The organism is Pantoea sp. YU22 (assembly GCF_003970755.1).
Classification (GTDB): domain Bacteria; phylum Pseudomonadota; class Gammaproteobacteria; order Enterobacterales; family Enterobacteriaceae; genus Pantoea; species Pantoea piersonii.
Genome location: NZ_RYDU01000013.1, coordinates 92,303 through 105,342, shown reverse-complemented (window position 1 = coordinate 105,342; position 13,040 = coordinate 92,303). Strand labels below are relative to the sequence as shown.

Sequence of the window (13,040 nt, the reverse complement as noted above, 5' to 3'; positions counted from 1 at the left end):
TCTTAAGCGCGCAGAAAGGAGCGGTTTAGCCGGTGAAAAAGGAGGCGGGTCAGACGTTGGTGTAGCGGGCGGTTTCCGGCAGCCAGCGCTCAATCAGCGCCCTGGCCTGTTCTGGGTAATGCTGGTGGATATGGCGCGCCACGCGCTGCACTTCTGGCACCATCGCCTGATCGCGCAGCAGGTCCGCGACTTTGAACTCGGCGTTGCCGGTCTGGCGTGTACCCAGCAGTTCGCCCGGGCCGCGGATCTCCAGATCGTGCTGGGCAATAACAAAGCCGTCGTTGCTGTCGCGCAGCACCTGCAAACGCCGCTGCGCGGTTTTGCTCAGCGGCGCCTTGTAGAGCAGGACGCAGTGCGAGGCAACCGCGCCGCGCCCGACGCGTCCGCGCAGCTGATGCAGCTGCGCCAGACCCAGGCGTTCCGGGTTTTCGATAATCATCAGGCTGGCGTTGGGGACGTCGACGCCGACCTCAATCACCGTCGTGGCTACCAGCAGCTGCATCTCATTGGCTTTAAAGGCCGCCATTACCGCCTGCTTCTCCGCAGGCTTCATGCGGCCATGCACCAGGCCGATATTCAGATCGGGCAGCGCAGCTTTTAAGGCTTCCCAGCTCGCTTCCGCCGCCTGCGCTTCCAGCAACTCAGACTCTTCGATCAGCGTGCAGACCCAGTAAGCCTGGCGGCCCTCCTGGCAGGCATGCCGCACGCGGGCGATAATGTCGTCGCGGCGGCTGTCAGGGATCGCCACGGTGGTGACCGGCGTACGGCCTGGCGGCAGTTCGTCAATGGTCGACGTATCGAGATCGGCGTAAGCGGTCATCGCCAGGGTACGCGGGATCGGCGTAGCGGTCATAATCAGCTGATGCGGATGGAAGCCCTGCTCTTCGCCCTTCTCCCACAGCGCCAGCCGCTGGTGCACGCCGAAGCGGTGCTGCTCGTCGATTATTACCAGCGCCAGGCCTTTGAACTGCACCTGCTCCTGGAACAGCGCGTGCGTGCCGACCACCATTGCCACCTGGCCGCTGGCGATCGCCTCCTGCTGCGCCTGACGCGCTTTGCCTTTCTGCTTGCCGGCCAGCCAGCCAACTTCAATCCCGAGCGGCGCGAACCAGCTGCGGAAGTTGTTCGCGTGCTGTTCTGCCAGCAGCTCGGTAGGCGCCATCAGTGCCACCTGTTTGCCGTGCGCAATAACATCCAGCGCCGCCAGTGCTGCGACCAGGGTTTTACCGGATCCGACGTCGCCCTGTACCAGGCGCATCATCGGAAAATCATTCTCCAGGTCGCGCTCTATTTCCTGCACCACGCGTTTTTGCGCGTTGGTTGGGGAGAAGGGCAGCGCCGCCAGCAGTTTGTCGCTCAGCGTATGGCGCGGCGTCATCGGCAGCGCGTAATAGCGCTGCGCCCCAGCGCGCACCGCCAGCATACTGAGATTGTGCGCCAGCAGCTCTTCCAGAATCAGACGACGCTGCGCCGGATGACGGCCGTGCTCCAGTTCGCTCAGACGCAGATCGGGCGGTGGGCGATGCAGCGTGCGCAGCGCCTCCGGCAGGCTAATCAATCCCTGCGCCAGCTCCTGCGGCAGCAGCTCGGCGATCGGCACGCTCTCCAGCAGCGTTAACGCCTGATCGGTAAGGCTGCGCAGCGTGGCCTGACGAATGCCTTCGGTGGTGGGATAGACCGGCGTTAAGGTCTCTTCGAGGGTTACCGGGCTCTGTTCGCCCTGTACGCGATATTCGGGGTGAATAATCTCTGGGCCGCGCTGGCCGCGCTTGATTTCGCCATAGGCGGTAACGCGGCGACCCGGCGCAAGGCTGTTCTTCATACCTGCGTTGAAGTTGAAGAAACGCATGGTCAGGACGCCGCTGCCATCGCTGATCTGACATACCAGCATACGGCGTCGGCCAAAAGTGACCTCAGACTGCAATACCTCGCCCTCTACCGTGGCCCAGATGCCGGGCAGCAGATCGTTAATAGCGTAGAGCTGAGTGCGGTCTTCGTAGCGTAGCGGGAGATGAAGCAGCAGATCCTGAATGGTATGCAGGCCGAGCTTAGCCAGTTTCGCCGCCTGGCTGGCGCCGACGCCGGTCAGGGTACTGAGCGGAATGGCATCCAGCAGGCGGCCTTTCATTTCTTTTTCCCCGTAGCCTGCATTCTGGCCCACCACTCAGCGTCAGCTTCTACTTCGCCGCTGGCGTTGATATGGGGATAAGGCAGACCTTTCTGTTTCGCCACGCGCGCCAGCACCGGATAGCCACCTTCGAACAGCAGGCGCTGCTGCTCATCTTCATCCAGCAGGCTGTGCTGACGCTGATAGAGCCCGGCATTCTGCCGCTGGCGTTGCGCTTCATAGAGGATCAGCGCGGACGCCACGGAAACGTTCAGCGACTGCACCATGCCGACCATCGGAATAATGATGTCGCAATCGGCCAGCGCCAGCGCTTCGGCGGTTATGCCGGTTTTCTCCTGACCCATCAAAATGCAGGTCGGGCGGGTATAATCTATTTCGCGAAAATCGACCGCTCTGGCCGACAGGTTGGTCGCCAGCACCTGCATACCGCGATCTTTCAGATGCGTGACCGCCTCAGCAATATGACGGTGGGTTTTTACCTTCACCCAGCTGTTGCTGCCGGCAGAAGCGGAGACCATGGTGCGCATTCGTTCGCTGGGCCAGACGGCGTGCACTTCATGAATGCCCACCGCATCCGCGGTGCGGATCACCGCCGAGACGTTGTGCGGCTTGTGCACCTGTTCCATGCAGACGGTAAGGTCGTGCTGGCGAAGCGCCAGCATCTCCTGAATACGAGCAAAGCGTTGGGCATTCATGCGCTAATTACGGTTACGGTGGACTTTGATCACGTCCGGCATTACACGGATTTTACGCATAATGTTCGCCAGATGGACGCGATCGCGCGCGGTCAGGCGGATAAAGGCGCTATAAACGCGGCCGTCGCGCTCTTCGGTATTGAGGCTCTGGATATTAGAGCCTGCGGTATTGATCGCCGCCGTCAGGTTCGCCAGCGCGCCCTGATGGTTGAACATATCGACCTTGATTTCAGCCACGAATTCCTGATCGGTGACCTTATCCCACTCCACCGGCATAAATTTTTCCGGCTCTTTCTGGTAGCCACGAATATTACGACAGGATTCGTGATGCACCACCAGCCCTTTGCCGGGACTGACGTGCGCCACAATGGGATCGCCAGGAATCGGACGACAGCATTTAGCGAAGGTGATCAAAACGCCGTCAGCGCCTTTGATAGGCAGCTTGCCGCGCTTGCTGCTGCTCGGCGGCGTCGCGCTGGTCGACTGCAGCAGGTTCTTCGCCACCACAACGCTCATGGCGTTGCCGAGGCCGATCTCCGCCAGCAGGTCGTCCAGCGACGTCAGCTTCATACGATCCAGCTCCTGCTTGATGTTCTCAGGCGGGATCTCGGCCAGCTTTCGGCTGCCGCCGAGCGCGTGGCTCAGCAGACGGCGTCCAAGGTTGACGGAGTCTTCGCGCTTGAGATTTTTCAGCAGCTGACGAATTTTGGCGCGTGCTTTGGAGCTGACGACGAAGTTAAGCCAGGCGGCGTTAGGGCGTGCGCCCGGCGCCGTGATAATTTCTACCGTCTGGCCGCTGGTGAGCGGCTGCGACAGCGGATAGGGTTGCCGATCGACGCGCGCGCCGACGCAGGCGTGGCCGATATCGGTATGCACTGCATAGGCGAAATCGACCGGCGTCGCGCCAGCCGGCAGCTCGACGATGCGCCCTTCCGGCGTAAAGACGTAGATCTCGTCAGGAAAGAGATCGGATTTCACGCTCTCAATGAATTCAAACGAACTGCCCGCGCTCTGCTGCAGCTCCAGCAGGCTTTGCAGCCAGCGCTGGGCGCGAATCTGCGCGGTAGTGCCGCTTTCGCCCGCCTGTTTGTATGCCCAGTGCGCGGCGACCCCCATCTCGGCCATCTGATCCATATCTTCGGTACGGATCTGCACCTCGACCGGCACGCCGTGCGGCCCGATCATGGAGGTGTGCAGCGACTGATAGCCGTTGGCCTTGGGGATAGCGATATAATCTTTCATCCTGCCTGGACGCGGTTTGTACAGGCTGTGCATCTGACCGAGCACGCGATAGCAGGTATCCACATCCTTCACGATCACGCGGAAAGCGTAAATATCCATGATGGAGTGAAAACGCTGCTCTTTTAGCGTCATTTTACGGTAGATAGAGTAGAGATGCTTTTCACGACCGCTGACGCGACAGGGGATGCCCGCTTCCTGCAGTCGCCCGTCGATCTCCGCCAGGATCTTCTGAATCATCTCTTTGCGGTTGCCGCGCGCCGCTTTTACTACCTCTTTAATCACGCGATAGCGATTAGGGTAGAGCGCCTCGAAACCCAGCTCTTCCAGCTCGGTTTTCAGGTGATGGATACCCAGGCGATGCGCCAGCGGACTGTAGATCTCCAGGGTTTCCAGCGCGATGCGGCGACGCTTGTCCGGACGCAGCGCGCCCAGCGTGCGCATATTGTGCGTGCGGTCGGCCAGCTTGATGAGAATGACGCGGATATCCTGCACCATCGCCATAATCATCTTGCGGAAGTTCTCTGCCTGCGCCTCTTTCTTGTCGCGGAAGGTCAGCTTATCCAGCTTGGATACGCCTTCTACCAGCTCCGCCACGCTTTTGCCGAACAGTTGCTCCATATCCTGATAGGTGGCCGGCGTGTCTTCGATCACGTCGTGCAGCAGCGCGGCCATCAGCGTTTCATGGTCGAGCTTCATCTCCGCCAGGATACAGGCGACGGCAACAGGATGGGTAATGTAGGGCTCGCCGCTGGAGCGTGTCTGTCCCTCGTGAGCATCACGTGCGACAAGGTACGCTTGCTGGAGGCGCTTGATTTGCTCCTCCGGCAGGTATTTTTCAATCAGCTGATTGAGGCTTTCAAACAGATACAAGGTTGGCCTGCAGGTTGCTGTTAACGACGACCTTCAGCGATAGCGGTAACGGCCTGTAATTCAGCGGCTTCCTGCTCTTGCTGCTCCTGACGATCGCGAACGTCCAGGATCTGGTTAGTGATCAGGCCTTCTTCGATTTCGCGCAGGGCGATAACGGTGGCTTTATCGTTCTCTTCCGGAACCAGCGGATCTTTGCCGCCTACCTGCATCTGACGTGCACGACGTGCAGCGACCAACACCAGGTCAAAACGGTTACCAATTTTTTCTACTGCGTCCTGAACGGTTACGCGTGCCATAGGTGTGCTACTCCACAGATGAAGAAATGACTGGGCATAATACTGAAACTGACTTCAGACTGCCAATAGTTTGCTGATTAAAGCATCATGGCGCGCCTTCTGGCGACCCATGCGCAGGCGTTCAGCGCGGATAATGGTCTTCAGATCCGACAGGGCCAGATCGAAATCATCATTGATAATTAAATAGTCGTATTCAGCGTAGTGGCTCATCTCAGAGACCGCCTGTGCCATGCGGCGGGCAATCACCTCTTCGCTGTCCTGACCGCGGCCGCGCAGGCGGCGGTCCAGCTCGTCCTGCGAGGGCGGCAGAACGAAAATGCTGCGTGCGGCGGGCATTTTTGCGCGGATCTGCTGCGCGCCCTGCCAGTCGATATCCAGGAACACATCGACGCCGGTAGAGAGAACCTGCTCAATCGCTTTACGCGACGTGCCGTAATAGTTGTCGAAGACTTTCGCATGCTCGAGGAAGGCATCTTCCGCGATCATCGCTTCAAATTCTTCTTTCGAGACGAAGTAATAGTGCTCGCCATGGGCTTCGCCGGGACGCATGCCGCGGGTGGTATGAGAAACAGACACCTGCGTATCGTACAGCGGTTGTGTCTTCAGTAGTGCCTGAATCAGGCTGGATTTACCCGCGCCGCTGGGGGCGGAAACAATAAAAAGCGTGCCTTGAGCCATGGTCTTCTTGAATTGAGTAAAGAGCGGAGTCGATTTCCTGCTCAGTATACACGGCTTAGCGCCGTAACGCAGCGTTTGCGCATAACGCTGCGCTAAAACTTTTGCGTCGCAGCGCGCAGAAGTGGCTTTGCCAGGCCGCAAGCGCATTCTTTTCCTGCGCAGCCAGTTCCGTTCTCTCGCTTTGCCTGTCGCCTTGTCGTTTCCTCGCCGCTTCAATAGGCGAAACGTTGAGGAGGCTCGCTATGAAAGAGAAGTTACGCCTGCTGCTGAGTCTGTTACTGCTGGCTGTTGGTTCGGCTAACGCGCTTTGCCCGGTATGGACGCCCGCGCGCGCCGGAGATGAAATTGCCCGCCTGCAGCAGCAGTTGCAACGCTGGGATGATGCCTACTATCGCGACGGAAAGAGTCTGATCAGCGATGCGGATTACGACACGCTGTTGCAGCGCCTGAAAAGCTGGCAGCGCTGCTTCAGACCCGCGCAATCAATTTACACTTCCCGACTGCCAGCCAGCGGCAGAGTCGCGCATCCGGTGGCGCATACCGGCGTAAAAAAGCTGCGCGATAAGCTGGCGCTGGCGTACTGGATGCAGAATCGTCGGGATTTATGGGTACAACCGAAAATCGACGGCGTAGCGGTCACACTGGTCTATGAGGCGGGAAAGCTGACGGCATTAATTAGTCGCGGCGATGGCCTGCGCGGCGAGTCATGGCTGGCAAAAGCGGCTTATATTCCTGCCATCCCGTTACGAATTGAGAGCGATGCGCCGCGAGTGGTACTCCAGGGCGAGCTGTTTCTGAAGATGACCGATCATCGCCAGGCGCGCGACGGCGGTAAAAACGCGCGGGCACAGGTCGCTGGCGCGTTAATGAGCCAGACACCTGGTCCGCTGCTGGCCGATATCGGCTTGTTTATCTGGGGCTGGCCGGATGGTCCCGCTGAGATGGCGGATCGTCTGCAACAGCTTGCTGCCTGGGGACTGGGGCTGGCGCAAACGTGGAGCAAACCTGTTCATGATGAGGAAGAGGTCGCAAGCTGGCGGGATCGCTGGTTCAGCGCACCGCTTCCCTTTGCCACAGACGGCGTGGTGGTACATCAGGCGATGCGGCCAGCCGGAAAAAGCTGGATGCCTGGCGAAGGTGACTGGGCGGTGGCGTGGAAATTCCAGCCGCCGGACGTGAACAGTGAAGTACGGTCGGTTGATTTCAACACTGGCCGTACCGGAAATATCTCTGTAGTGCTTAATCTTCAGCCGGTCGCGCTCGACGACAAAATCGTACGGCGGGTGAACATCGGTTCGCTACGTCGCTGGCGGGAATGGGATGTTATCGCAGGCGATCAGGTCGTTATCAGCCTGGCGGGACAGGGTATTCCACGTCTGGAAAGAGTCATCTGGCGGGTAGGGGAGCGTGACTACCCAGAACCACCCGATCCTGAACAATTCACGCCGCTCAGTTGCCTGAGCATCACGCCTTCCTGCCGCCAGCAGTTGCTGGCGCGGTTAAGCTGGCTGAGTCAGAAATCGGTGCTGGATATCGCTGGCGTGCAGCGCAGCACCTGGCTACGGCTGCTGGAGAGCAGCGCCATGGAGCATCTTTTTTCCTGGCTGACGCTGACGCCGGAACAGATCGCGCAGACGTCAGGCATTAGCCCGACGCGCGCAAAGCAGCTCTGGCACCGGTTCAACCTTACGCGACAGCAGCCTCTGCGTCGCTGGATCGGCGCGCTGGGCATACCGCTGCCGCGGCGAGCGCTTCACGCTTTACCGGACGCGACCTGGGATGAGGTGCAGCAGCGCGACGTGCAACGGTGGCAGGCGTTGCCTGGCGTCGGCGCAACCCTGGCGCAGCGCATTTACGCCATGTTGCAGGATACACGCATGCAAAAACTGATCGCTTTTCTGCGAGAGCACGGCATCCCGAACGGCGTCAGTGCTCCGGATGCGGGTAGTTGAAAACAGGCAGACCGAGCCGGAAGCGCAGCGCCAGCAGGCGCGCCAGAAAGCCGAACAGCAGAGTAATGATCACGACGGCCTCATGCGCCAGCGAGGTTTTCAGCAACAGGATATAGATCCAGCCGGAAGCGAAGGCGATACCGGCATAGAGCTCCTTCTGAAAGACCAGCGGGATACGATTACAGAACATATCGCGCAGCACGCCGCCAAATACGCCGGTAATCACGGCGGCGATGGCGGCGATAATCATCGCATGGCCGCTGTCCAGCGCCACTTGGGCGCCGATAATCGAGAAGACCACCAGGCCCAGCGCATCCAGTACCAGGAAAACTTTGCGCAGGTGCGTCATCAGCGGCGCAAGCCAGGTGGTAAGTACTGCCGCAGCGGCAACGATCATGATGTATTCCGGGTGCTTAACCCAGCCCAGCGGATAGTGACCCAGCAAAATATCTCGCACGGAGCCGCCGCCTATCGCCGTCACTGAGGCGATGATAATGACGCCAAACAGATCCATCTTGCGTCGTCCGGCGGCAAGCGCGCCTGTCATGGCTTCTGCGGTAATACCGATAATATAGAGGACGGTTAATAACATAGCTGGCTCCAGAGGGTGGGCGGCAAGGCTACGGGGTTAGAGGAATATCAGCTACTGAAAAATTCTCAGGCGATCGCTTGGTATCAGTTTAACTTATGCTGGCCTGAGGAAAAACGCTGGCGTTGAGGGAAAACGGCAAGCGCCGCTGCGACAATAAAATAAGAAAAGCGAATCGTAATTTCAGCGACTATTCCAGCGACGCGCTTTTTCAGGGAATTAACAGGAAGAGGTGCGACAGGTACGGCTTTTGCAGGCAGAGCGGTCTTTTTGCGGCAATAAAAATGCAGGGCGGATAAAAAGAAAAGAGCGTGCTGTCGCCAGCACGCGAATGCATCTCTTCAGATGCCCAGAGCCCACCATACAGACTTGTTTTTATTATCCGATTCTTGCACGAATGCGACTGTATTCTTTCAGGTTAAAGCGATATTCCGGCTGAAAACTTTCCCGGCCATAATAGCAGTAGATCAGCATACGTACGGAAGCAATGGCCAGATAACCCCAGATGGCGCACAGTACCGATGGCGTCAGCCAGACGGTGAATAAGGTGACGCCAAGACCAAAAAGCACCGATATAGTTTCAGTAAAGGCAATGCGGGTATATTGCTTTTCACGCTGCATAATAGCGCGGTAATGCTGTCCCTGAGGGATAATAATAAAAACCACGGAGACCATTTCCAGCATAATAGCCAGTTCGGGCTGCTGAAGATAGCTGCTGACAAGATCGCTGCCGATAAACAGTACAGCAAAAATAACCAGGCTCAGCAGCATATTGCCCCAGTAAAGCATTGACTGATCGCGAACCGACAAGCTGCCGCTGCGGATCAGGGCGTTGGAAAAGCCACGATCGGCAAGGGTATCGATGATCAGCAGTCCGACAATAGCAACAGCCAGCAGATTCAGCTCGTTAGCCTGCAGAATTTGCGCCAGTAAAGAGAGCTGGAGCACACCGATGCCGATAACTTTAATTGAAGAGAGAATCGACCACTTTGCACCAGTAAAGCTTCGTTCACGTATCGCCATGATATACTCGTTAGGTACAGGTACCGAATAAAGTGTTATGCGCGAAATAGCTGACTATTTCACCCAAATAATTAATGCCATTCGCCTGAGCGAAGTCCAGACGTAGTACGCCAGGCCTCACCTGTTATTATTGATTCAATGCGATGGATTTCTGATACGTAAATAATTTCCCCATTATTTTTATTGTCCCGGGACAGGGCCGTCTTTTCTGTGCTTAACAGAAAAGCGGCCAGGTCCTGGGTAAATCCTTTTATTGTTTTATATTCTCCTGCCAGCATCCTGCCAGCGATCTCAACAAGTTCTTCTTCTGACAGCAGAGCCGTAGTTGAGCAATCCATTTTTAATTTCCTGATGTTGTTATTTTAAGTGTTGCTGTGTGTGTGGTTAATTTATACCTCGTTTTTTTTAATTTCACACCATCAGAAAACTCCGATAAAGCCGCTGTAGAAATAAATGGATTCATCATTTGCATGAAATATTTTTAACTTCCGTTGTAAAGCTTTATTAATCGTTGTGCAGTAAAAAGGGAAAATGCGCGGAATAAAAAATGTACATACGCAGAGAATGCACGTATTTCAGGCATTACAGCGAAACGGCAGTGCTGGCTGTCCAGGAATTTTCCCGGCTATCTGGCTTTAATGAAACTGTTGTGAGAGGCAGGAACGGCTTATGAAAAAGGTGAAAGTGCTTATGCATTTTCACCGAACTTTTTTCACTTTTCTGAGCCGTAAGGCCCAACAATGACTAAAGAATGACGGCTTTTTGGCCTGATTTACTGAGTAAGCAGGCGATTGAGACGAGCAAGATCGCTTCTTACCCATTCAATATCCTGAGAAAACTTCTCATCAGACATCAGCGGCTGACGGTAAACTACGATAAGCACCTCAGCGCCCTGCTCATTGGCTATTACGCGCATCGGCATATAGATCTCTTTACCAAAGCCGCTATCTATCCAGTGATCCATCACGCCAAACGGATTATGCGGCGTAAAGCGAATCTTCACTGAACCCTCAGGTCCACGGGCGCGCCAGTAACTCCCTTCCTGTTCCAGCGTGCTGCTGCTTAGCCCAGAAGCCCATTTCGCAAAATATTCCGGCTTCCAGATCGTTTCATACAAATCTAACCAGTTACGCGCAATGGTCTGACTGACAACCTGGGACGACAACATGCTACCTCCGGAACGTGGTTAAAAAGGCATTAAAGCATGTTGCGCGCAGAGGGAAAATCGCGCGCGGCGAGAAGTGTGGCGCAGACAGGGTTTCATCAGGCTGGCAGGTCTGGCGGCCTGCCGTAAAAGCGTCAGAGAAAACGTCCGCGCGCATCGATCGGCTGGGTCTCTGCACGACCGTCGGCGTGACGCAGCACATAGCTGTCCGACTGCGCCATCACCGCGCAGCTGTGATTAGGGTAGATACGCAGCAGGGCACCGACGCTCGGCGCGCTATCCTGCCAGGGGATAAACCCGTGCTCCTCCGACAGCTTGCCGACCTCATAGCAAACGCCATTTTCATCAACGGCCACGCCGAACCCGCTGGCATTCGTGCCGTGTGGCCCTTTATCCGAGCTCAGCATTTTGGAACCGGCATCGATAATGATGAAATGGCGATTTACCGCGACGACGCGGGCAATAACGCTGAGCGCCAGTTCCTCAACGCGGCTCAGGCCGAGACGACACGCAGTCAGATCGAGCAGGGCATAGTTTCCCGGGCGGATCTCATCGGTTCCGATTGCCACTGGCGCGGCCAGCGCCGTGGGCGTGGCGCCAACGGAAACAGAACAATCGGCGAAACCCGCTTCTCGCAGCTGGTTTTGCACATGCTGCATCAGCCGCGCTTCTTCCTGAGCGATCGCAGCAATGGCATCACGATTCCCGGCGCCATAGGCGTGCCCGGCGTGCGACACCAGCCCAGCGAAGCGCAGCTGCGCCGCCTGAATAGCCTGCGCCAGGGCGGTCGCGTCGTCCCGATGCGGATCGATGCCGATACGGTGCAGCCCGACATCTACCTTAATCGCTACTGCGATGTCGGCATCCGGTTGCTGGCGTTGCGCTTCAGCGATAGCGGCTACGCCATGCGGCGTATCGACAATCAGCGTCACTTTCGCCTGGTGCTCCGCCGCCCGTTTCAGCAGTGCCGCTATGCTTTCGGCACGGATAACCGGATAAGCCAGCAAGATGTCGCGTTCACCGCCGCGGATAAAGACTTCCCCTTCGCTCGGCTTAGAAACGGTAATGCCGCACGCGCCCAGCGCGCGCTGACGACGAGCGATATAGAGGCTTTTATGCGTTTTGATATGAGGGCGCAGCGTGACGCCTGCGCGGCTGGCTTTCTCCTGCATCGCCTGCAGATTCTTTTCCAGCCTTTCGGCGTCGATCTCAATGTAGGGTGTAAGACGGTCGTCAGGCAGAGGACGTTGCCAGCGTTGATTCATATCCATACGAGGTTCCTGCACAAACAGATGAAACCCCATCATTCAGCAATCGGCGGCCGGATGCCAGCCGCACAATGCTAAAAACCGCACCATGATCGCTCATGATGCGGTGTGGATTAAACGTAGAGCGAGGCTTCGCCTGGCGGGCGGGTTTTGAAGCGACGATGCAGCCACAGATACTGCTCTGGCGCCCGCAGGATCTGGCTTTCGATAACTTTATTCATATAGGCGGCAGCAGCGGCCTCATCAGTATGAGGATAGTTCTCCAGTGCCGGATCAATAATCAGCTGGTAGCCGTAGTTATCTGGATTGCGGATCAGCGCGATGGTTAACATCGCCGGATTTGCGAGGCGCGAAAGAACGAATGTGCCATTCGTGGTCGCTGCTTTCTCAACGGCAAACAGTGGGGCGAATACGCTGCCTTTCGGGCCATAATCCTGGTCCGGCGCAAACCATACCGACTCGCCTTTCTTCAGCGCATGAACCATACCGCGCAGATCGCGCCGATCGATCATCGCCTTATTGGATCGCATACGGCCTTTCGTCTGCGCCCACTCCATCGCCCGGTTGTTATGCGGACGGTACATCGCCATCATCGGCTGGCACAAACCACTGATACGACCGCCCAGCTCCAGCGACATAAAGTGCACGCCGATCACCATCACGCCGCGCTTCTGCTCCATGGCGGACTGCAAATGCTGCAGGCCTGACACTTCAAACAGTTTTCTTACCGCGCGATCGGACCAGAACCAGGCGATGCCGGTTTCTGCCAGCGCCATACCCAGCGAAGCGAAGTTACCTGCAATCATGCGCTCAATATCATTCTCAGCAATGCCGGGAAAGCAGAGTTCGATATTGCGTCGCGTAATGCGCTCACGACGTTTTAGAAAATGACGAGAAAGCGTACCGGCATTAGCGCCAAGACGCATTAAAAGAGGATAAGGAAGCTGAACCAGCAGCCACAGAATGCCCAGACCTAGCCAGGTAACCCAGTAGCGTGGATGCAGCATGGAACGGCAAAAAGCTCCGGTCTTTTTCATAGCGCACCTTTATGTGATGAAATGTATGTATCGCATAAAGAAGCACTTCCATAAGTTCCCCAGGCGCTACAGCTTGTAGTCAATCGGACCGGCACAT

The 13,040-nt window shown here is 56.9% G+C and carries 11 protein-coding genes and 1 pseudogene; 1 reads left to right on the top strand and 11 read right to left on the bottom strand.

Annotated features, from left to right (window positions below):
* Positions 1-49 precede the first annotated feature (49 nt).
* The 5 genes from recG to gmk are packed head-to-tail and all read right to left on the bottom strand — an operon-like array spanning position 50 to position 5,909.
* The gene (recG, locus tag EKL29_RS16945) at positions 50-2,128 is read right to left on the bottom strand and encodes an ATP-dependent DNA helicase RecG (RefSeq protein WP_126690273.1); all 2,079 of its coding nucleotides are present in this window, start codon (positions 2,126-2,128) and stop codon (positions 50-52) included.
* A complete protein-coding gene (trmH, locus tag EKL29_RS16940; protein ID WP_126690272.1) occupies positions 2,125-2,823 on the bottom strand; it encodes a tRNA (guanosine(18)-2'-O)-methyltransferase TrmH in 699 nt (232 codons plus the stop codon). The genes recG and trmH overlap by 4 nt, the downstream gene beginning before the upstream one ends.
* Positions 2,824-2,826: 3 nt before the next feature.
* Positions 2,827-4,935, bottom strand: coding sequence for a bifunctional GTP diphosphokinase/guanosine-3',5'-bis pyrophosphate 3'-pyrophosphohydrolase (spoT, locus tag EKL29_RS16935; RefSeq protein WP_120458130.1), 2,109 nt, complete (start codon positions 4,933-4,935; stop codon positions 2,827-2,829).
* A 20-nt stretch (positions 4,936-4,955) separates the two neighbouring features.
* Positions 4,956-5,231, bottom strand: a complete 276-nt coding sequence (gene rpoZ, locus EKL29_RS16930) for a DNA-directed RNA polymerase subunit omega (RefSeq protein WP_013511051.1) — start codon at positions 5,229-5,231, stop codon at positions 4,956-4,958.
* Positions 5,232-5,285: 54 nt separating this feature from the next.
* On the bottom strand, positions 5,286-5,909 hold the full coding sequence (gene gmk, locus EKL29_RS16925) for a guanylate kinase (RefSeq protein ID WP_120458129.1): 624 nt from the start codon (positions 5,907-5,909) through the stop codon (positions 5,286-5,288).
* Between the two features lie 242 nt (positions 5,910-6,151).
* On the opposite strand from gmk, the pseudogene ligB reads away from it, so the two are divergent.
* A pseudogene (ligB, locus tag EKL29_RS16920) lies at positions 6,152-7,895 on the top strand (NAD-dependent DNA ligase LigB); the annotation flags it as partial.
* Here the strand turns inward: ligB and EKL29_RS23370 are convergent.
* From EKL29_RS23370 to lpxP, 6 genes are all read right to left on the bottom strand, one after another.
* Positions 7,836-8,453 (bottom strand): trimeric intracellular cation channel family protein, encoded by a 618-nt coding sequence (locus EKL29_RS23370; RefSeq protein WP_033754272.1) that lies wholly within the window; start codon positions 8,451-8,453, stop codon positions 7,836-7,838. The pseudogene ligB and the gene EKL29_RS23370 sit on opposite strands and share 60 nt — an antisense overlap.
* Positions 8,454-8,828: 375 nt before the next feature.
* Positions 8,829-9,473 carry an oligosaccharide flippase family protein gene (locus EKL29_RS16910; protein WP_126690271.1) on the bottom strand — a complete coding sequence of 215 codons (645 nt, stop codon included), beginning with the start codon at positions 9,471-9,473 and terminating at the stop codon, positions 8,829-8,831.
* Positions 9,474-9,544: 71 nt separating this feature from the next.
* A complete protein-coding gene (locus EKL29_RS16905) occupies positions 9,545-9,811 on the bottom strand; it encodes a hypothetical protein (RefSeq protein ID WP_120458127.1) in 267 nt (88 codons plus the stop codon).
* A 434-nt stretch (positions 9,812-10,245) separates the two neighbouring features.
* Positions 10,246-10,641 (bottom strand): polyketide cyclase, encoded by a 396-nt coding sequence (locus tag EKL29_RS16900; RefSeq protein ID WP_126690270.1) that lies wholly within the window; start codon positions 10,639-10,641, stop codon positions 10,246-10,248.
* 131 nt (positions 10,642-10,772) lie between these two features.
* The gene (locus EKL29_RS16895; RefSeq protein ID WP_126690269.1) at positions 10,773-11,909 is read right to left on the bottom strand and encodes an alanine racemase; all 1,137 of its coding nucleotides are present in this window, start codon (positions 11,907-11,909) and stop codon (positions 10,773-10,775) included.
* A gap of 110 nt (positions 11,910-12,019) precedes the next feature.
* The gene (lpxP, locus tag EKL29_RS16890) at positions 12,020-12,943 is read right to left on the bottom strand and encodes a kdo(2)-lipid IV(A) palmitoleoyltransferase (RefSeq protein WP_120458123.1); all 924 of its coding nucleotides are present in this window, start codon (positions 12,941-12,943) and stop codon (positions 12,020-12,022) included.
* Between the last annotated feature and the right edge of the window lie 97 nt (positions 12,944-13,040).